Raw genomic sequence first — 21064 nt, 5'->3', positions numbered from 1 at the left:
CTGTGGGAGCGGGCTTGCTCGCGAAAGCGGGCTGAAATCCACCACCGATGTTGACTGACAGACCGCCATCGCGAGCAAGCCCGCTCCCACAGGGCCCATGCAACCCTCTATGCTTGTGGGGAACTCGCCGCCGCAATCCATGGCCCAAGGCTCAAGTCCGGCAAGCACGCCACCACTTACATCAGGACGTTCACGACATGCAGGTAGAAAGTTTTTTCGAATGGCTCGGCCAGGCACTCGGTTCGGTTATCCGTTTTATCGTTGACGGCCTCAGCGGCTTGTTCAACCTGTTGAGCCACGCCGGCAGCAATTTTGTCGAAGGCTTGTCCCGTGCGTTGGGGATGGATACTTCGATTATCAGCATCATTGCGCTGATCCTGGGGTTGATGCTGTTGTGGTCGGCGATCCGGGCGTTTATGAATGCGTCGATCATCATGGGGATTATCTGGTTGCTGTTGGGGCTGTGGTTGCTGAGCTGGATCATCCACTGACACCAGCATCCCCTGTGGGAGCGGGCTTGCTCGCGAAGGCGGCCTTACAGTCGATATTGATGTCGCCTGACAATCCGTATTCGCGAGCAAGCCCGCTCCCACATTAGTACGACACCTCCCGCTACAATGCCCGCTCCCCCAAGGAGCCTGCATGTCCAACCTGATCGCCGACTGGCGCGACCGCACAACCCATCGTCGGGTCTGGGCGCTGGCTGCGCCGATGATTCTTTCGAACATTTCCGTTCCGCTGGTGGCACTGGTCGACAGTACCGTCATCGGCCACCTGCCCCACGCCCATCAGTTGGGTGCCGTCGCAGTCGGGGCCAGCCTGTATACCTTTCTGGCCTGGGGCATGGGCTTTCTGCGCATGGGCACGACCGGTTTCGCGGCCCAGGCCGCCGGGCGCGGAGATGGCGCGGCGTTGCGGCAGATTTTGTTGCAGGGTTTGTTGCTGGCGATGGGGCTGGCGATTTTCCTGGGCGCATTGGGCGTCCCGTTGAGTGGTGTCGCGCTGCACTTCATGCAACCCTCGGCCGAACTCGACCAGCTCACCCGCGAATTTTTCCACACAAGGCTCTTCGGCTTGCCCGCGGCGCTGGCCAGTTATGCGCTGGTCGGCTGGTTCCTTGGCACCCAGAACGCACGGGCACCGCTGGCAATTCTGCTGAGCACCAATCTGGTGAACATCGCGCTGAACCTGTGGTTCGTCCTCGGACTGGACTGGGGCGTGGTCGGGGCAGCCCGGGCGTCGGTGATCGCCGAATGGACCGGGGCCCTGATCGGCTTGTTCATGACCCGCAAAGCCCTGCGCGCCTATCCCGGCCATATCGCCTGGGCCGCACTGGCGCTGTGGCGGAGCTGGCGACCATTGCTGGCGGTCAACCGCGACATTTTCATCCGCAGCCTGGCGCTGCAATCGGTGTTTTTCCTGATCACCGTTCAAGGCGCGCGGCTCGGTGATGCCACCGTCGCCGCGAACGCCCTGCTGCTCAACGGCTTGCTGCTGACCGCCCACGCGCTGGATGGCCTGGCCCATGCCGTGGAAGCCCTGTGCGGGCATGCCATCGGCGCGCGTGATCGAGAGGCGCTGCGTCGCTCCTTGGTGGTTGCCTGCGGCTGGTCATTGCTGGCGAGTGTGGGCTTTGCCGTGCTGTTCGCCTTCGCCGGACATCTGTTCATCGAGATGCAGACCGACATCCAGAGCGTGCGCGACACCGCGTTTATCTACCTGCCCTACCTCGCCGCACTGCCGCTGATCGCCGTCTGGAGTTACCTGCTCGACGGGCTGTTCATCGGCGCCACCCGCGCCCGTGAAATGCGCAACGGCATGCTGCTGACGGTCATTCTGCTGCTGCCGTTCGCCTGGGCACTGCAGGGCTTGGGCAACCATGGACTGTGGATAACGTTCCTGTTGTTCATGGCATTGCGCAGCCTGACCCTCGGGGCGTTTGCCTGGTTCCTGCGCAAGAACGACGGCTGGTTTACAGGCAGGGCTCATTGAGTCAGCCTGCTGCGGCCAGGGGTCGCACATTAATGTCGAACCCCGTGTTCAGGATTGATCGTTCTGCCACAGGTTGCGCAGGCTATCGAGACGCTCCTGCTGGGTCATCCCCGACAATGGCTGCACGGGCGTAGCGTCAGGGTATTGCAAGCGCAGCCATATCCAGCCATCGAGCACCGGGCGTTCGCTGAAACCCAGCGCCAGCCCTTCCTGCATATGGGACCACAGGCGGGTGTAGTCGGTGCCGGTGGACTGGCTCCAATGCCAGGCGTGCTGTTCAAGCAGGCAGGTTTGCAAGGTGTCCCGCTGACGAGGCGTCAGGTTTTCTTCGATGGCCAATGGGCTGACGGCAAGCCCAGGATTGAACAACTGTTGCCAACCCCGGCTGCCGATTGCCCTGTCGGCCCAGGTGCCGCCGAACCAGCGCAACTGCCTGATCGGCCCCAGCCAGCGACTCAGTTCCAGGGCATCGCAGGCATCGAAAAAGTAACTGGCGGTGTGGGGGTTGTAGTAACTCAACAACGCGCGGTGGTGCAGGCCAAAGGTGACCGTGAGCATGCGGCGTAAATGCTCGAGCAACTGCGACGGCGAGGCCTCACTGACCAGTAACAAACCACTCCAGCTGTGCGGTTCGCGCAGGCACAACTCGGTCAGCGCTGGGCAGCCCTTAAGCTCGACCAGCACCGGACCGTGCTCGCGTAACGGTTGCAATTCTGTGCCGTCAAAAAGCCAGAACCTTCGGGCCAGCGCAAACTGCTCACGCAGCATTGCACCGGCCCCAGGCTCCCCCGGTACGTCGAGCAACAGCCACTGCGCGGTTGAGTCCGGCGTCTGGGCGACGATCATGCCGCACCGCTCTGGCCAAGCTGCGTCGCTGCCCGGCAGGTGCAGAAGGCTTGTGCGCAATGCCTGAAACTGCCCCCACCGGGCATCAGACACAGCAACACGACCGGTTCGCTGGATTGCAATAAACGCATTAATCCGTCGACGGTAGCGTTGTCTTCTGTCACCACGGTGGGTGGAAGTTCGGGCAAGACCGACGCCTGGGTGCAGGGTTGTCCGGGAAGAAACCCGGTGATTATCGGTTGATCAGGATCCCCCTCGATAAAACTCACCAGCACCTGCGCGCCTTCACTCAACGACAGGGTGTGCGCATCGCCCAATTCCGGTGCCAACGGCAGCCAGCAGTGGCTGGGCTTGGCGCCTTCACCCTGATAGACCCAGTCGAACTGCACAGCAACGGGCCTGGATGAATCGGGTTGCGGCTCATCGACATCAACGACCCAAGCCCGCTGCAGGCTGTGCATCCGTGGGCTCATGACCAAATGAGGCACTGCGAGCGGTAACGCCCCGGCAACAGCGCGGATCCGGTTGCCATACGCAACCCCCGGCGTCTGCCCCCCCTGATGCTCGACATGGATCAGCAGCCAGACACGATTCCAGTCGGCACATGGATGGCCGGACAGCAGAACGCGCTGACCGCTGCGTAACGTCGTCAGATTTGTCTGACCTTCGCCAGCCTGCGCGTTGCCTTGAACCTTGAACTGCTGCACGCCGGGCTGTTCGGTACAGGGCTCAAAAACCATCTCGGCTTCCCGAGGAAATTGTCCTCGCGCATCACCAAAGACGAGACAGTGACCGCGCTGGCGATGCTCGAAGTGGTAATGAAGTCGTTCCTGCGCACACAGACGCTGGAGGAACTGCAGGTCCGATTCCCGGTACTGCGTGCAGAAATCACGCGGCGGGTAATCGCAGCTCAGGTCAAGGCGCAGATCCTTACCGTCAATGCCATGCTCCTTGAGCACCTGCGCGAGGATCTCGGGTACAGACCGGTTGCTGAAGATGCGCTGGCTGAAACGCTGGGCCAGGCACGCCAGTTTCGGCTTCAGACGTACACGACAAAGCCTGGGCGCAGCACCGTGGCCAGCCTGGACAAGCTCATGCAATTGCCCGTGAAAACCGGTCCCCGGCGGCCCGAGATGCAAAAAGGCCGGGCGGTACAGCAGGCTTGCCAGGTCCAATGTCGGGTCATCGATCAGCAGATCCACGTCGAACACGAAGGGTTCGCTGATTGCTTCACTGCCGGTAAAAGCCAAGACTTCAACAGGGTCGGGCAGACCCTCTACATCCAGACGAAATGACGGCTCGTTGACTGGATCGAACATCGGCGATTCTCTACAGGAGGGGCGGCCGGGGATTCTCTCCGAGAGAGTTGGCCGAGTAGAGTGCCGAAGTACAACTTAGGAAATGACCTACGCGAAAAGAGGACCACATCGCTTGGATAGCTGGGGATGTGAGTCATTTCGCTTTAAATCAGAGGAGCGTCCCACCAGGTCATCTGAAATTTCCCGCAGCGTGCGGAAAGTTTTCAGACAACCTGCTGAGAGCGGTGCCTTACCTCAAGAAGACAGGTAAGACGAACGGGTCAGGCCCAGGCGCAGTGCATCGAGGAACTGGGTACGCTCGGCGGCAGTGATGCGTGCACTGGCGCATTTGTCGCGGTAGTGGGTCATCAGCTCTTCCGGCGACAAGTGCACGTAACGCAGCATGTCTTCGATGGTGTCGTGGGTCTCGATACCGGCGTGGTACACGCTGCCATCGGCGTTCTGGTAGATGTTTACCGAGTCGGTGTCACCAAACAGGTTGTGCATGTCGCCGAGAATTTCCTGGTAGGCGCCGACCAGGAAGATACCCAGCAGGTAGTCCTCGCCTTCGTTCAAACCGTGAACCGGCAGGCTGGTTTCGATGCTCTGCTCGTCGACGTATTGCTTGATCTTGCCGTCGGAGTCGCAGGTCAGATCTTGCAGCACGGCGCGGCGCAGCGGCTCTTCGTCGAGACGGTGCAGCGGCAGAATCGGCAGGACCTGGCCGATGGCCCAGGTGTCCGGCAGGCTCTGGAATACCGAGAAGTTGCAGATGTACTTGTCGGCCAGCTTGTCGTTGAGTTCGTCGAGCACCTGACGGTGCGAACGCTGACGCGCCTTCAACGAGTTGTGCAGGCGACGGCACACGGCGAAGTAGCATTGCTCGGCCAGGGCTTTTTCGGCCAGGGTCAGCTTGCCATCGGCGTACTGGGTGGCCACGTCGCTCATGTAGTGCGTGGCGCGCCAGTAGGTTTCGGTGACCATCTCGATGTCGGTCGGGCCCAACAGGTCAACCAGCCACTGCACGGTTTCCGGCAGTTCTTCCTTATTCTCGATCTTCGGCACGTCGTCGTTGTGCTTCTCGACGTCGGTCACCTGCACTACCAGCATGGCGTGGTGAGCGGTCAGCGAGCGGCCGCTTTCGGAGAAGATGTTCGGGTGCGGCAGGCTCTGCGCGTCGCAGAATTCCTTGAGCATCCCGACCACGACACCCGCGTAATCGTCCATGTCGTAGTTGATCGAACTGGCGTTGCGCGAGTGCGTACCGTCGTAGTCGACGCCCAGACCGCCACCGACGTCGATGTGGTCAACCGGCAGGCCGAGGTTGCGCAGTTCGCCATAGTAACGAATCGCTTCCTTGAAACCGTGCTGGTAATCCGCCAGGTTGGCGATCTGCGAGCCCATGTGGAAGTGCAACAGGCGAATGCCCTGATCCAGGCCGGCCGCGCGGAAACGCTCGACCACCGACAGTAGCTGCGCCGCCGACAGGCCGAACTTGGATTTCTCGCCGCCGGTGTCCGCCCACTTCGAAGACGCCAGGGACGACAGGCGCACGCGCAGGCCGACTTGAGGCTTGACCTTCAGCGACGCGGCTTCTTCGATCACCAGCTCAACTTCGGATTCTTTCTCGATCACGATGAACACGTTGTGACCCAGCTTCTGGCCCATCAGCGCCAGACGGATGAACTCGCGGTCCTTGTAACCGTTGCAGACGATGGTGCCGCCCTTCGGTGCCAGGGCCAATACGGCCAGCAACTCGGGCTTGGAGCCGGCTTCCAGGCCGATGGAAACGTCCTGGGTGGCGATGATGTTTTCGATCACCGCTTCTTGCTGGTTCACCTTGATCGGGTACAGCGCGGTGTACTTGCTCTGGTATTCCAGACGCTCGATATTGGAATCGAAGGCGCCGGTCAGCTGACGCACGCGGTCTTGCAGAATGTCAGGGAAACGCACCAGCAACGGCAAGGACAGGCCGCTTTTACGCAGCTGGTCGACTTGCTCGAATAGGTCGATAGGCGAACTGGTCGGACCGTTCGGACGAACTTCGACGCGACCGGCGTCATTGATCGCGAAGTACCCGGCCCCCCAATGGCGAATCCCGTAAACACTGCGGCTGTCCGCAACTGTCCATTGGCTGCCATCGTCTTTGCGTGTGCGTCGTACGGACATTGAAGTCCCCTATAAAGAAGTCATAGAGCGTCGCCTGGGTTCAGGCCGGCGCAGTCTAAAGAATGAAAATGACGATTAGCCTGCATGCAAGGGCCATAGACCTCACATTCAGCGCTGAGTTTAGAAACCGGTCAGAACAGGCTCTGTGAAAACCATGTAGACGGCGCCAGGCCAGAGTTGAATCGGGACTGGATCAAGCCGAGGGTGGTTTTCACAGAGGCTGCTAGCCGCCGGACTTCTTCGCCTTGAAACCCAGCTTGATCAGCTCAGCCAAGAGTAGCTCGACATGATCGCCCTGGATTTCGATGATTCCGTCTTTCAACGCTCCACCGGTGCCACAGCGTTTCTTCAACGTGGTGGCCAGGTCCTTGAGCGCTTCTTCCGCCAACGGCACGCCGGTGATGGTGGTCACCGTCTTGCCGCCACGGCCCTTGCTTTCGCGACGCACGCGAGCGATGCCGTCGCCGGCCGGGATAACGGTCTGTTTGCAGATGCAGGCGTCCACCGGTTTACTGCACTCGGGGCAATGACGACCTGCGTCGGTGGAAAATACCAGGCCACCAAGGGCGGCGAAGGATGCGGCTTTTTTGGCCACCGGCAATCCTCTTGGGAGGACAAAGACTGGTCGCGGCAACTTGGGAAGCTGCCATCGACCGCGAAGCCCCACTCAGGCAGGGGCAGCGCTACTGAGCCAGGCACGCTGGTTCAGTTTGAAAAGGTCGCGCAGTGTAACGGCAAAAAGCCGACTTGCTAAGAGCCAATCGGCGCCAATTTATAGCTCTTTTGCGACGTCCTCGCCACGCGCGCGCAGATAGCGCTTCAACGCGGCCAGAGAGTCCGGGCAATAAGGCTTTTGCTGGATTTCCAGCAGGACCTGATCGACAGGGATGAAGCGCGCTTCCAGCACCTCTTCCGGCTGCAGGATCAACGGGCCGTCCCACACCGCCGAAAACGCCGAACACCAGAGACGATTGCCGGTGTCCTCGAAGAAAAAGTGGTCATGGGCGCTCAATTCCACACCGCTCACACCCAGCTCTTCTTCCAGTTCACGGGCCGCCGATTCGGCATACGTCTCGGTGGCGAGCACCATGCCGCCTGCCGCCACGTCCCAGTAACCGGGGTAAATGGCTTTGCTCAGGGTTCGACGGTGAACGCACAGTTCACCAGCGGAATTGAACAGCATGATGTAGGTGCCCCGCCCAATCAGCCCGCGCTCGCGCAGGTCGGAACGGACCAGGGCGCCGAGCAGGTTGTCCTGCTCGTCGACCCAGGCGATCTGTTCGGCATCCGAGGCCGCACGATGGGCGACCTCTTTGGCGTTATCACCCATGACTCAGCCCTGATTGAGCAATTGACGCAGATCGATCACTGCGGCGTTGGCCCGGGAGATGTAATTGGCCATGACCAGCGAGTGGTTGGCCAGCACACCGAAGCCGCTGCCGTTGAGGATCATCGGGCTCCACACCGGCTCTTGCGAAGCTTCCAGCTCGCGAATGATCTGGCGCACGCTGACCGTGGCGTTCTTCTTCGCCAAGACATCGGCGAAGTCGACTTCGATGGCGCGCAGCAGATGGGACAAAGCCCAAGCCTGGCCGCGAGCTTCGTAGAACACATTGTCGATCTGCATCCACGGGGTCTCGACGATTTCTTCATCGACCTGTGGCACCTGACCCGGGGCCAGCACCTCGGTTTTCAGCGCGGTGTTGAGTTTGACCCGGCCAACACTGGCCGACAGCCGTTGCGACAGCGAACCCAAACGGGTGCCGACATCGCCCAGCCAGTTGTTCAGGTTGTCGGCGCGGGCATAGAACAGCGCGCTTTTCTGACTTGGATCGGAGAGGCGAGCCTGATAACGGCTCAGGGAATTGATACCTTCCTGGTATTCGGACTCACTGGAGGGCAGCACCCAGCTCTTGTTGTCGAAGTTGAAACGCGGCTCGGCCTTGGCCAGGTCGGCGTCTTCGGTGGACTGCGACTGGGAACGCGCGAAGTCTTTACGCATGGCACGACTCAGGTCGCGAACCTGGACCAGCACGCCATATTCCCAGCTCGGCGTGTTGTCCATCCACAGGCCCGGCGGGAACCGGTCGTTGGAAATATAGCCACCTGGCTTGCTCAGCAACGTGCCGGCGACGGTCTTGAGGGTTTCCACCGTGGTGTACCCGATGACCATCTGCTTGCCTTCTTTCTCGGCCGCCGCCTGGGCATTTTGTTGAACCGGGAACAGCGCAGGCTCCTGGCTCCAATACCAACCCAGCGCAATCGCGACCAGCAGGTAAAGGCCAATCAGCGTGGCCAGCGCCCGGCTGAACAACAGGCCGCCGACGTAGCTGCGGGTGGCCGATTTCGGTTCAGCGGCACGTTCAGGCGCGCTGCCCGCGCGATTCTTCCAGTCCAGCATGGCGATATCCTTTCAATCACTTGAGTTCATCGGTTCGACCACAACCCTACGCCATCGTGCCTCGTTTGCCGCGCATTAAATCCTGCGCGAAACGGAGGGACTTACAATGGCCGCGATCAGGGGCCACTATAAATGAAGCACAGCGGCGAGCCTATGCGACCAACCAGTCAGTAACTGAATGAGGCCGCTTTGCAGATTATTGACACACGACGCTCATGGGATTGAAAAGAGGTGCTAGCATAGAGCCACCAGTCGATCTCAGCATGCACCCTAACTAGTAGTCAGGATATGACCGAGCCAGAAGACCCCAGCCGTGAGCGCCTCAAGCACCACTTTGCCCAGCGGGTAATTCATCAGGCACGTCAGATTCTTGAGATATGGCAGCGCCTGCAACGCAGCGAGTGGTCCACCACAGATTTGTCCGAACTGAGCGAGGCCAACCTGCGCCTGCTGCGCTTTGCCGAGCGTTTCGAACAACCGGAACACACGCAACTGGCGCGCCACATCGGCCTGTCGCTGGAGGCTGTCGACGCCAATCGCGGACGCCTGAGCAGCGGCCTGATCACCGACCTCAATCGCTTGATGCAGCGCCTGTCGCGCACCGGCCTGCGCCACGGCGATCAACTCGAACAAACTTTCCTGCCGCCGCTGCGCAAGCCGATCTACGTGATGTTGCAGGATCACGACCGCGCCGAGCGCCTGGCCAAACAGCTGGAATTTTTCGGCCTCAGCGCCCAATCCCTGGACAGCGTCGCGGCGTTTCGCTCCTCGATGGTCGAGCGCCTGCCGGCGGCGATCGTCATGGACGTGGACTTCAGTGGCACCGGCATCGGCCTGAAACTGGCCGCCGAAGCCCAGGTCGGACTGGACGAACCGTTACCGCTGCTGTTCTTCAGTCTGCACGAAACCGACACCCCTACCCGCCTCGCCGCCGTGCGTGCCGGTGGCCAGGAATTCCTCACCGGCACCCTCGAAGCCTCGAGCTTGCTGGAGAAGATCGAAGTCCTGACCTGCGTCGCCCAGTACGAACCTTATAAAGTGCTGATCATCGACGACTCGCGCGCCCAGGCCCTGCACACCGAGCGCCTGCTGAACAGCGCCGGGATCGTCACCCGAACCTTGATCGACCCGATTCAGGCCATGGCCGAACTGGCGGACTTTCAGCCGGACCTGATCATCCTCGACATGTACATGCCGACCTGCACCGGCACGGAACTGGCCAAGGTGATCCGGCACAACGACCGTTATGTCAGCGTACCGATCATTTACCTGTCTGCCGAAGATGACCTGGACAAGCAACTCGACGCCATGAGCGAAGGCGGCGACGATTTCCTGACCAAACCGATCAAGCCGCGGCACCTGATCACCACCGTGCGCAACCGCGCGGCGCGGGCACGCAATCTGAAGGCGCGAATGGTCCGCGACAGCCTGACCGGCCTGTATAACCACACTCACATTCTGCAATTGCTCGAAGACTGCAGCTTCCGCGCCCGCCGCGAGAGCAAGCCGCTGAGCTTTGCGATGCTCGACATCGACCACTTCAAACGGGTCAACGACAGCCACGGCCACCCCATGGGCGACCGGGTCATCAAGAGCCTGGCGCTGTTCCTCAAGCAGCGGTTGCGCAAGACCGACTTCATCGGCCGCTACGGCGGTGAAGAATTCGCCATTGTCATGCCGGACACCGATCTCGAAGCGGCCCATAAAGTGCTCGATGAGATCCGCCAACGCTTTGCCGAAATCCACTATCCCGCCCAGCCTCAGGATCTGTGGTGCACGTTCAGCGCCGGGGTGGTTGAGCTGTGTGACCACTCCGACAGCCTGATGATGGCCAGCCAGGCCGACGAAGCGCTGTACCGCGCCAAGGACGGTGGACGCAACCGCGTGCAGGCTGCGCGGACGTCAAAGCAAAGTGCCACTTTTTCATCGGAATGGACCCATTCGGTCATAACCCTGTAATAGAAACGCAATAACTTCAGGCGCTTACCATTCTGCCGTTGGTAGACCCGCGATGCGCCTGAAGCTGCTGACCAATCTCAATACCCTCCTTTTAGTCGCCGTGTGCGTGGCCCTTGGCGCGACGCTCTGGTGGTCGCAAAAAGCCCTCGAACGCCCTTATCTGCTGATGGAGCGTTACCTGGGGTTGTCCCAGCAATTTCAGAATGAAGTGGCGCGCAACGTTGAGGATTACCTCGCCAGCGGCGATGCCCTGCGCCTGAGCAGCGCCAGCCAGGCCATCGACGGCTTGCAAAAGCAACTGGGTGAATTGCCGCCGGAGCTGGCCGACACCTTGCGCCCAAGCCTGTCGAACCTCGATGAATTCAGCAAAACCGACCTGCTGGCCGCCGGCAAACTCGCCGGTGATCCTCAGGCGCTGTTGCTGCAAGCCGAACGCGAGCTCGGCGCCAGCCTCGACCAACTCAGCCAATATGCCAGCGGCAACGCGGCGTACCTCGCGCCCTTGCTCGCCGCATCCCAGCACCTGGGCAAACTGTCGTTGGCCCGGAACAAACTGGTCAGCAGCGGGCGCAGTGAACTGGCCGCCGATGTCGAGCGCGAAGTCGCCAGCATCCGCGCCCAGTCCGATCTGATCGGCGCCTTGCCACTGCTCGGCGTGGCCGCCAGCAACGAATCCGGCACGGATGATTTCGCGGCGATGATGGGGCTGGAGAACACCGAAAAAGCCGTCGCCGAAGATGCCGGCGTCGGCCTCAAACGGGAACTCAACAGTCTGCTGACGCGTTACCCGGCTGAACTGGCGCGGACTCGGGATCAGATCCAGAAACGCACCGACCTCAGCACCGCGACGCACCTGAAAATCGCCGACGTGCAGCAAGCCATCGCCGGGCTGGAGCCGGTAGTCCGCGCCCAGCATGGGCAGATCCAGGGCGAAGTGCGCTTGATGCAAGGCGTGATGATCGGCCTGATTCTGCTGATCGCGTTGCTGATCGACACCTTGCAAAGGAAACTGGCCCGGACGTTGACCAATCTCGCCCCCGCCCTGTCGACCTGGGCCGAAGGCGACTTCAGCCAGGACATTCAACTGGGCAAAACCAACCGCGAACTGCACGACATTGAAGCGTCGCTCAATCGCTTGCGCGCGTACTTGGTGGACCTCGTCGGCACCATTCGCCTCAATGCCGAGCAGGTGGCCGGCAGCAGCCGCACCCTGGCCGAGTTGAGCAACGACTTGCACAGCGGCGCCGAACACCAGGCCGGCGATACCGCGCTGATCCGCGATTCCCTCGGTGAACTGGAGGCGACGATTCAACAAGTCGCCGGCGATGCCAGCCAGGCGGCCGACGCCAGTCGCCATGCCGGACTGGCGGTTGAGCACGGACAGAAAGTCATCGGCCTGAGCCTCACCGGCCTGCACGCGCTGGTGGGTGAAGTGCAAGGCAATGCGCAGATGATCGAGCACCTGGCTGAAGAGTCGGCGACTATCGGCGGCGTGCTGACGGTGATCCGCTCGATTGCCGACCAGACCAACCTGCTGGCCCTGAACGCCGCCATCGAAGCCGCCCGCGCCGGTGAAATGGGCCGCGGGTTTGCGGTGGTGGCGGAAGAGGTTCGCTCACTGGCGCAACGCACGGCCGGCGCCACGGCGGAGATCCAGACCTTGATCGCCGGCCTGCAAACTGCCGCGCGGCAATCGGTGGAAGGCATGCGCGCCCAGGTCGAACACGCCGAAGCCACAGCCAATCAGGCTCAGGCTGCCGACGGCGCTTTGGATAAAATCGTCGGGGCGATCCAGACCATTTCCGACACCGCGGTGCGCATTGCCGATGTCACCGCTCAGCAGAGTGGCGCGGTCAGTGAAATCCGTGATCACAGTGAGCGGATTCACAAGCTGGGTGGGGATAACTTGCTGCGTATCGGCGAGGGACGTGTGCAGGGGGAGAATCTCTTGGTGTTGGGCGGGCGATTGCATACAGCCGTTCAGGCTTTCCGCGTCTGACAAATCGCCATCGCGGGCAAGCCCGCTCCCACAGGTTTTTCGCGGTCCTTGTGGGAGCGGGCTTGCTCGCGAAGACGCCAGAACAATCACCACACATTCCCCGCCCTGCACTGCCGCCCGACGTCCGCTATCATGCCCCCAATTCCGATACGCGAGATTGTCATGCGCCGTTTGCTTTGCCTGCTGCTTTTAGTGCTCGCCCTGCCGGCCAACGCCGCCGGGTTGCTGGAGAGTCGACCCAGTTCCTCCTTGGGCTCGATCAACAACAGCGCCGACTTCCTGCCGGTGCGCGAGGCGTTTCAGCTGAGTCTGGTCGACAGCACGCCGCAATCGATCAAGCTGCGTTTTGTCGCCACAGAGGGTTACTACCTCTATCGGCATCGCTTTCAGTTTCGTGCCGATCCGGCCGAGGTTGTCCTGAGCGCGGCGCAATTGCCCAAGGGCGAGCAAAAGCACGATGAATACTTTGGCGATGTCGAGGTCTATCACGGCATTCTCGACGTCGAAGTACCGCGCACCGATCCGCGCGCCTTCACGCTGGCTGTGACCTATCAGGGCTGCGCCGACAAAGGCCTGTGTTATCCACCCGAAACCGAACGCCTGAACATTGATGGCATCGGCGCACAGACACCCACCACGGCCCAGAGCTGGAGCTGGCGCGAGCTCGCCTTGTTCTTTCTCGCCGGGTTGGGCTTGACCTTCACCCCTTGCGTGCTGCCGATGCTGCCGATTCTCTCCGGCGTGGTATTGCGCGGCCAGGTCGGCGGGTTGCGCGGCTTCAATCTGTCGCTCGCTTACGTGCTGCCAATGGCTGCCTGCTTCGCTCTGCTGGGGGCGTTGATGGGGATGTTCGGCGCTCAGCTCAACCTTCAGGCGCGCCTGCAATCGGCGTGGGTGCTGGTACCGTTCGCGATGTTTTTTGCGCTGTTTGCCCTGGCAATGTTCGGGGTGTTCGAACTCAAGTTGCCCCAGGCCATCAGCAGTCGCCTTGACCGGATCGCCGGGCGCACCGAAGGCGGATCGTTGTGGGGCGCCGCAGTGCTGGGCGTGGTTTCGAGCTTGCTGGTATCGCCCTGCGTTTCGGCGCCGCTGGCCGGTGCGCTGCTTTATATCAGCGCCAGCGGCGATGCGCTGGGGGGTGGATTGAAACTGTTCATGCTTGGCCTGGGCATGGGCGCACCGCTGCTGCTCGTGGCCACCGGCGGCGCGGCCTGGCTGCCGAAAAGCGGGCCGTGGCTGGTCTATGTGAAAAACGCGATTGGCGTGTTGTTGCTGGGATTGGCCATCGGGCTGGTCAGTCGCGTATTGCCGGGGCAGATCACCTTGTTGCTGATTGGTCTGCTGGCCGGTGGCGTGGGCTTGTTCATGGGCGCGCTGGAATTCGTCTACAAACCTCCTCGAAAACGCCTCAGCCAACTGCTAGGGATGTTCTTGCTGTTTTACGCACTGGCTTGCTGGTTCGGGGCGTTCAGCGGTCAGACCGACCCGTTCAACCCGATCGGCCAACCACGCATCACCGCCAGCAACGAACAGCCGCAAAATACTAGCGCCTGGCAAACCATCAGCTCCCCGACCGACCTCGATCGCGCCCTCGCCGAGGCCAAATCCGCTGGCACTCCGCTGCTGCTCGACTGGTACGCGGACTGGTGCATCAGCTGCAAAGTCATCGAACGCGAAGTGCTCAACGACCCCACCGTCGTCGATCGCCTGAAAGGCTATCGCCTCGTCCGCTTCGATATCACCGCCAGCAACGCCGAGCAACGCGCGCTGCTCGATCGCTACAAACTGTTCGGCCCTCCGGCCCTGATGTTTTTCGGCAAGGACGGCGTCGAACGCGCCAATGTGCGAGTAATCGGCGAGATCAACGCGAAAGACTTCGCCGAACGTGTTGCCATAGCAAATGACCGGATTTAATCACCCGGTCACATATTTCGCGCAAACATCGGCCATCGTGCTGGCTATTGCATAGAACTGGACAGTCACAAAGGCTTTGCGGCATAGTCGCCGGGTTCTGACAATTGCACACAGATAACAAGGAACAGCAGATGGCGACGCTATTGGTTCTGCACGGCCCCAACCTGAACTTGCTCGGCACCCGTGAACCGGGCACCTATGGCGCTACGACGCTGGCGCAGATCAACCAGGACCTGGAACGCCGTGCCCGTGAAGCCGGCCATCATTTGCTGTACCTGCAAAGCAATGCCGAGTACGAATTGATTGACCGCATCCACGCCGCAAAAGGCGAAGGTGTGGACTTCATTCTGATCAACCCAGCAGCTTTTACGCACACAAGTGTCGCATTACGTGACGCGCTGCTGGCGGTGAGCATCCCATTCATCGAAGTGCATTTGTCTAACGTGCACAAACGCGAACCTTTCCGCCATCACTCTTACTTCTCCGACGTAGCGGTGGGAGTGATCTGCGGCCTTGGCGCCAGCGGTTATCGACTGGCCCTGGAGGCCGCCCTGGAACAGCTTGAAAGACCGGCAACGGCTTGAACAACAAGCGTAACGCCCCTGACCGACCCTTGGGAGTTGATGATTCATGGATATCCGTAAAGTTAAGAAACTGATCGAATTGCTGGAAGAGTCCGGCATCGACGAGCTCGAGATCAAGGAAGGCGAAGAGTCCGTACGCATCAGCCGTCATAGCAAGACCCCGGCTCAGCAGTACTACGCACCGGCTCCAATGCACGCTCCGGCTCCAGCGCCAGTTGCTGCCGCTCCGGTTGCCGCTGCAGCACCTGCTGCTCCGGCCGCGCCAGTGCTGAACGGCACCGTTGCCCGTTCGCCGATGGTCGGCACCTTCTATCGCAAGTCTTCGCCAAGCTCGCCGTCCTTCGTTGAAGTCGGCCAGACCGTGAAGAAAGGCGACACTCTGTGCATCGTCGAAGCCATGAAGATGATGAACCACATCGAAGCTGAAACCAGCGGTGTGATCGAATCCATCCTCGTCGAAGACGGCCAGCCGGTTGAGTACGACCAACCGCTGTTCACCATCGTTTGAACCGCGGAGAAACTTTGATGACTGCGAAGTTGGAAAAAGTTCTGATCGCCAACCGCGGTGAGATTGCCCTGCGGATCCTGCGTGCCTGCAAAGAGATGGGCATCAAGACTGTCGCCGTTTACTCCAAGGCCGACAAAGAGCTGATGCACCTGGGCCTGGCAGACGAGTCCGTCTGCATTGGTCCGGCCTCGGCCGCCCATTCTTACCTGCACATTCCGGCCATCATCGCCGCGGCTGAAGTGACCGGCGCCACCGCCATCCACCCAGGCTACGGTTTCCTGGCGGAAAACGCTGATTTCGCTGAACAGGTCGAAAACTCCGGCTTCGCGTTCATTGGCCCGAAAGCCGACACCATTCGCCTGATGGGCGACAAGGTTTCGGCCAAGCACGCCATGATCGCTGCAGGCGTTCCAACCGTTCCGGGTTCCGACGGGCCGTTGCCTGAAGACGAAGAAACCGCTCTGCGCATCGGTCGCGAAGTCGGTTACCCGGTGATCATCAAAGCCGCTGGTGGCGGTGGTGGTCGCGGCATGCGCGTTGTGCATAAAGAAGAAGACCTGATCTCCTTCGCCAAACTGACCCGCACCGAAGCTGGCGCGGCGTTCGGCAACCCGATGGTCTATCTGGAAAAATTCCTGACCAACCCACGTCACGTGGAAGTCCAGGTGCTTTCCGATGGCCAGGGCCACGCCATCCATCTGGGCGACCGCGATTGCTCGCTGCAACGTCGTCACCAGAAGGTTCTCGAAGAAGCGCCGGCACCGGGCATCGACGAGAAGGCTCGCGCTGAAGTCCTCGCTCGCTGCGTCAAGGCGTGCATCGACATCAACTACCGTGGCGCAGGCACTTTCGAGTTCCTGTACGAGAACGGCGCGTTCTATTTCATCGAAATGAACACCCGCGTTCAGGTTGAGCACCCGGTTTCGGAAATGGTCACCGGCATCGACATCGTCAAGGAGATGCTCAGCATCGCCGCTGGCAACAAGCTGTCGTACACCCAGGAAGACGTGGTTATCCGCGGTCATGCACTGGAATGCCGGATCAACGCCGAAGACCCGAAAACCTTCATGCCAAGCCCGGGCACGGTCAAGCATTTCCACGCTCCAGGCGGCAACGGCGTTCGCGTCGATTCGCACCTGTACAGCGGTTATGCCGTTCCGCCGAACTATGATTCGTTGATCGGCAAGCTGATCACCTACGGCGCAACCCGTGACGAAGCATTGGCGCGCATGCGTAATGCACTGGACGAAATCGTTGTCGACGGGATCAAGACCAACATCCCGCTGCACCGCGACCTGGTCCGCGACGAAGGCTTCTGCAAAGGTGGTATCAACATCCACTACCTGGAACACAAGCTGGCTGGCGAAAAGCACTAAGCTTTAGCCTGATCAACAAAGCCGCCTTTGGGCGGCTTTGTTGTATCTGGACATTTCATCCGAGTTGCTGCCATACCCCTGTGGGAGCGAGCCTGCTCGCGATGGCGGCATGACAGTCAACATTGATTCTGAATGTGATGGCCTCATCGCGAGCAGGCTCGCTCCCACAGGGTCGGTGTCATTCTGGAGCCGTGTGATGGATGCAGGGCAAGCCACTCCCACAAACCCTCCCCGCTCGCGTAAACTTGCGCGCTTCTCGCAGCCCGCTAGGCTGCAATCAATATTTTTCAAAGGTGCCCGCCATGCCTTGGCTGCAAGTCCGTCTCGCCATCAGCCCAGAACAAGCCGAAACCTACGAAGACGCTTTCCTTGAAGTGGGCGCCGTGTCGGTGACCTTCATGGACGCCGAAGACCAGCCGATCTTCGAACCTGAACTCAACACCACGCCGCTGTGGTCGCACACGCACCTGCTGGCCCTGTTCGAAGGTGGCACCGAAGCCGCCAGCGTGCTGGCCCACCTTGAGTTGCTGACTGGCAGCCCGCTGCCCGAGCATCACAGCGAAGTGATCGAAGACCAGGACTGGGAACGCAGCTGGATGGACGATTTCCAGCCAATGCGCTTCGGTCAACGCCTTTGGATCGTTCCAAGCTGGCACGCGGCCCCTGAACCCGACGCCGTGAACATTCTGCTGGACCCGGGCCTGGCGTTCGGCACCGGTACCCACCCGACCACCGCGCTGTGCCTGGAATGGCTCGACGGCCAGGACCTCAAAGGCTGCAATGTGCTCGACTTCGGTTGCGGCTCGGGGATTCTGGCGATTGCCGCCCTGCTGCTGGGGGCCAAGGAAGCGGTCGGCACCGACATCGACGTGCAGGCGCTGGAAGCCTCCCGCGACAACGCCGGGCGCAACAACATCGCCGACGCACTCTTCCCGCTGTATCTGCCGGAAGATCTGCCGCAGGTTAAAGCCGACGTGCTGGTGGCCAACATTCTTGCCGGCCCGCTGGTTTCCCTGGCGCCGCAATTGTCCAGTCTGGTCAAACCCGGTGGTCGTCTGGCGTTGTCGGGCATCCTCGCCGAGCAAGGTGAAGACGTCGCAAAAGCCTATGCTCAAGACTTCGATCTGGACCCGATCGCCAATCGCGATGGCTGGGTGCGCATCACTGGCCGTCGGCGCTAGAATGAGCGCCTGCACAAACCGGATCGCCGCATGACCGACAGCTTCGTCACCCAGTGCCCGCATTGCCAAACCAGCTTCCGCGTCAGCCATGCTCAATTGAGCGTGGCCCGTGGAGTGGTTCGTTGCGGCTCCTGCTTGCAGGTGTTCAACGCCGCCAAGCAGTTGCTTGAGCAACGGGGCGGCAACGAAGCCGTCACACCGGTTGCCCCGGCCATTGTCGAACCGCCGGCCCCGCGCGCCATCAGCCAAAAGCAGTGGTCCGCCACTGAACTGGATCTGGACAGCCTGGACCTGGACGAAGAACTCGCCCGGCTCGAACAGCGGGAAATCCAGCCGACCACGGAATTCGGCCGGCACCGCGAAAACGGCATCAGCGCTCGGCGCGACTCCGCCGAGCACGAGGATGAACCCTGGTCCGACAGCCTCTTCAGCGAATCGGCAGCCGATCGCGCCCAGGCGGTCGAAGCCGACCCACGGGAAACGCAGCCAGATCCGGTCAAGCCCTCGCGCACCGAACCTTCATTCTCGCTGGAACCGGTTGATCTGGACGACGAGCCCCAGGTGCCGCAACTACGCCTGAATGATCCGCTGGACATGCCCCTGCGCCATGATCGTCTGTCGGCAACCGATGCACCTGACGACGACCTGCCCCCGATTGCCCCCTTGCGCAAGCGACACGAACGCAGCGAGGCGACCGAACGTGCCGACGCCTTGCATGACCTGACCGACGATCCGCTGCAACTGGACTGGCAAAGACGTCGCTCCCCTTGGGGACGGCGGCTTTTCTGGCTGCTGCTGGTGCTGCTCGGTGCCGCCGCACTCGCCGGCCAATACGTCGCGTACCACTTCGACGAACTGGCGCGCCAGGACCAATACCGTCCATGGTTCCAGCAACTGTGCCCGCAGGTCGGCTGCACGGTGCCATCGAAAGTCGACATCGCGAAAATCAAAAGCAGCAACCTGGTGGTTCGCAGTCACCCTGAATTCAACGGTGCGCTGGTGGTCGATGCGATCATCTACAACCGAGCACCCTTCTCCCAGCCTTTTCCGCTGCTGGAACTGCGCTTCGCCGACCTTAACGGCCACCTGATCGCCAGCCGTCGCTTCAAGCCCGGCGAGTACCTCAACGGCGATCTCGAAGGCATGGCGGAGATGCCGCCGCAGACGCCGATCCACATCGCACTGGATATCCTCGATCCAGGCGCCAAAGCGGTGAATTACAGCCTGAGCTTCCATTCGCCCGAGTGAAACGGTTCAGTGTTACAGCGTTGACGGCATATTTCTGACTTTGACCGCTCATACCAAACCGCTGGCGATAACAGAATTACTGTTCAGATTTTGTTCAATTCAGCCTTTATCCAGTCATCGAGAGCGGGTATCATGCCAACCCTTTTTCGAACTCTCATGATCCGGCCCCACAACAGGGAAGTCCTATGTCGGCGGTACGCATCGGTCCATATACATTGCACAACGGTTTGATTCTCGCCCCCATGGCGGGAGTCACCGACCAGCCCTTTCGTCAGCTGTGCAAGCGACTGGGCGCAGGGCTTGTAGTCTCGGAAATGGTTACCAGCGACATGAGTTTGTGGAACACCCGCAAATCGCGGATGCGCATGATCCACGAAGGTGATCCCGAGCCGCGCTCGGTCCAGATCGCCGGGGGTGATGCACAGATGCTGGCGGATGCGGCCCGGGCCAACGTTGAACTGGGCGCACAGATTATTGACATCAACATGGGCTGTCCGGCGAAGAAGGTCTGCAACAAGGCCGCCGGGTCCGCACTGTTGAAGGATGAAGCATTGGTGACCGAGATCCTGCAGGCCGTAGTGGCCGCAGTCGATGTGCCGGTTACCTTGAAGATCCGTACCGGCTGGGACCGGGACAACAAGAATGGTTTGACGGTGGCGAAGATCGCCGAGCAGGCGGGCATTACGGCGTTGGCGGTCCATGGCCGTACCCGAGCCGACCTGTACACCGGTGAAGCCGAGTACGACACCATCGCTGCGATCAAGCAGGCGGTGTCGATGCCGGTCTTCGCCAACGGCGACATCGATTCCCCTGAGAAGGCCCGGTACGTGCTCGACGCGACCGGTGCCGATGGCCTGCTGGTAGGCCGGGCCGCTCAGGGGCGGCCGTGGATTTTTCGTGAGATCGATCACTTCCTGCGTACCGGCGAAAAACTCCCGGCGCTGGAATTGATCGAGGTGGAACGCATTCTGCTAGAGCATCTGGCTGCGCTGCACGTCTTCTATGGAGACGTCATGGGCGTCCGTATCGCTCGAAAGCATGTGGGCTGGTATCTCGCAACCTTGCCGGGCGCCAGGGAGTTTCGCGCCCACTTCAATCGTTTGGAAGATACGGAAGCACAATGCGCCAACGTTCAGGGCTTCTTCGCCGAACGTTACAAGAGCCTGACAGGGGACGGAGAAGGGGTGGCCGCATGACGATGATGACCGAGACTTTAGTGAGTGGAACAACACCCGTGAGCGACAACGTGAATTTGAAACAGCACCTCAATACGCCGAGCGAAGAAGGTCAGACCCTTCGCGGGAGTGTCGAGAAGGCGCTGCACAATTATTTCGCCCACCTTGAGGGCGCTGCCGTCACGGATGTGTACAACCTGGTGCTCTCCGAAGTCGAGGCGCCCCTGCTCGAGTGCGTGATGAACTACGTCAAGGGCAACCAGACCAAGGCCAGCGAGCTGCTCGGGCTGAACCGAGGCACGCTGCGCAAGAAACTCAAGCAGTACGATTTGCTGTAAGCATTCAATCAAACCAGAAAGGCGCCCGCGTAAAAACGGTCGCCTTTTTTGCTGACTCCTTTGCTTTTGATGGAAA

The 21064-nt window shown here is 60.8% G+C and carries 18 protein-coding genes; 12 read left to right on the top strand and 6 right to left on the bottom strand.

From position 1 onward, the window contains the following. Positions 1 to 197 precede the first annotated feature (197 nt). Positions 198 to 491 (top strand): hypothetical protein, encoded by a 294-nt coding sequence (locus ACA053_RS03175; protein ID WP_109627794.1) that lies wholly within the window; start codon positions 198 to 200, stop codon positions 489 to 491. A 151-nt stretch (positions 492 to 642) separates the two neighbouring features. Then, positions 643 to 1992: an MATE family efflux transporter gene (locus tag ACA053_RS03170; RefSeq protein WP_497315364.1), complete on the top strand. Its 1350-nt coding sequence runs from the start codon at positions 643 to 645 to the stop codon at positions 1990 to 1992. Positions 1993 to 2040: 48 nt separating this feature from the next. Here ACA053_RS03170 and ACA053_RS03165 read toward each other — a convergent pair whose 3' ends face one another. The 6 genes from ACA053_RS03165 to ACA053_RS03140 form a co-directional block, all read right to left on the bottom strand. Further along, positions 2041 to 2838, bottom strand: coding sequence for a DUF4123 domain-containing protein (locus tag ACA053_RS03165; protein ID WP_497394526.1), 798 nt, complete (start codon positions 2836 to 2838; stop codon positions 2041 to 2043). Further along, a complete protein-coding gene (locus ACA053_RS03160; RefSeq protein ID WP_497394525.1) occupies positions 2835 to 4157 on the bottom strand; it encodes a type VI secretion system Vgr family protein in 1323 nt (440 codons plus the stop codon). Before ACA053_RS03160 ends, ACA053_RS03165 begins: the two co-directional genes overlap by 4 nt. 234 nt (positions 4158 to 4391) lie before the next feature. After that, the gene (gene speA, locus ACA053_RS03155; protein ID WP_109627790.1) at positions 4392 to 6305 is read right to left on the bottom strand and encodes an arginine decarboxylase; all 1914 of its coding nucleotides are present in this window, start codon (positions 6303 to 6305) and stop codon (positions 4392 to 4394) included. Between the two features lie 223 nt (positions 6306 to 6528). After that, positions 6529 to 6900 (bottom strand): translation initiation factor Sui1, encoded by a 372-nt coding sequence (locus ACA053_RS03150; RefSeq protein WP_109627789.1) that lies wholly within the window; start codon positions 6898 to 6900, stop codon positions 6529 to 6531. 177 nt (positions 6901 to 7077) lie between these two features. Continuing rightward, the gene (locus ACA053_RS03145; protein WP_497394524.1) at positions 7078 to 7635 is read right to left on the bottom strand and encodes an NUDIX hydrolase; all 558 of its coding nucleotides are present in this window, start codon (positions 7633 to 7635) and stop codon (positions 7078 to 7080) included. Positions 7636 to 7638: 3 nt separating this feature from the next. Continuing rightward, positions 7639 to 8706, bottom strand: a complete 1068-nt coding sequence (locus tag ACA053_RS03140; RefSeq protein ID WP_497394523.1) for a DUF2333 family protein — start codon at positions 8704 to 8706, stop codon at positions 7639 to 7641. A 288-nt stretch (positions 8707 to 8994) separates the two neighbouring features. Here ACA053_RS03140 and gcbA point away from each other — a divergent pair, with 288 nt between their 5' ends. The 10 genes from gcbA to fis all read left to right on the top strand — a co-directional run bounded on the left by gcbA (position 8995) and on the right by fis (position 20988). Continuing rightward, a complete protein-coding gene (gene gcbA / locus ACA053_RS03135; protein ID WP_109627786.1) occupies positions 8995 to 10665 on the top strand; it encodes a diguanylate cyclase GcbA in 1671 nt (556 codons plus the stop codon). A gap of 52 nt (positions 10666 to 10717) precedes the next feature. Beyond that, entirely contained in the window at positions 10718 to 12664 is a 1947-nt protein-coding gene (locus tag ACA053_RS03130) for a methyl-accepting chemotaxis protein (protein WP_497315352.1), read from the top strand. A gap of 162 nt (positions 12665 to 12826) precedes the next feature. After that, the gene (locus tag ACA053_RS03125; RefSeq protein WP_497394522.1) at positions 12827 to 14578 is read left to right on the top strand and encodes a protein-disulfide reductase DsbD; all 1752 of its coding nucleotides are present in this window, start codon (positions 12827 to 12829) and stop codon (positions 14576 to 14578) included. 131 nt (positions 14579 to 14709) lie between these two features. Continuing rightward, positions 14710 to 15162, top strand: coding sequence for a type II 3-dehydroquinate dehydratase (gene aroQ / locus ACA053_RS03120; protein WP_109627783.1), 453 nt, complete (start codon positions 14710 to 14712; stop codon positions 15160 to 15162). A 46-nt stretch (positions 15163 to 15208) separates the two neighbouring features. After that, entirely contained in the window at positions 15209 to 15670 is a 462-nt protein-coding gene (gene accB / locus ACA053_RS03115) for an acetyl-CoA carboxylase biotin carboxyl carrier protein (RefSeq protein WP_054044024.1), read from the top strand. 17 nt (positions 15671 to 15687) lie between these two features. Further along, entirely contained in the window at positions 15688 to 17046 is a 1359-nt protein-coding gene (gene accC / locus ACA053_RS03110; RefSeq protein WP_008153754.1) for an acetyl-CoA carboxylase biotin carboxylase subunit, read from the top strand. 302 nt (positions 17047 to 17348) lie between these two features. Beyond that, positions 17349 to 18227, top strand: a complete 879-nt coding sequence (prmA, locus tag ACA053_RS03105) for a 50S ribosomal protein L11 methyltransferase (RefSeq protein ID WP_109627782.1) — start codon at positions 17349 to 17351, stop codon at positions 18225 to 18227. 30 nt (positions 18228 to 18257) lie between these two features. Continuing rightward, the gene (locus tag ACA053_RS03100; protein WP_497394521.1) at positions 18258 to 19475 is read left to right on the top strand and encodes a DUF3426 domain-containing protein; all 1218 of its coding nucleotides are present in this window, start codon (positions 18258 to 18260) and stop codon (positions 19473 to 19475) included. Positions 19476 to 19660: 185 nt separating this feature from the next. After that, positions 19661 to 20671 carry a tRNA dihydrouridine synthase DusB gene (gene dusB / locus ACA053_RS03095; RefSeq protein ID WP_010463890.1) on the top strand — a complete coding sequence of 337 codons (1011 nt, stop codon included), beginning with the start codon at positions 19661 to 19663 and terminating at the stop codon, positions 20669 to 20671. After that, the gene (gene fis, locus ACA053_RS03090) at positions 20668 to 20988 is read left to right on the top strand and encodes a DNA-binding transcriptional regulator Fis (protein WP_007907419.1); all 321 of its coding nucleotides are present in this window, start codon (positions 20668 to 20670) and stop codon (positions 20986 to 20988) included. The genes dusB and fis overlap by 4 nt, the downstream gene beginning before the upstream one ends. Positions 20989 to 21064 lie beyond the last annotated feature (76 nt).

The sequence above is a fragment of the Pseudomonas sp. LBUM1672 genome (assembly GCF_059695655.1).
This window is presented reverse-complemented; position numbering and strand designations above follow the sequence as displayed.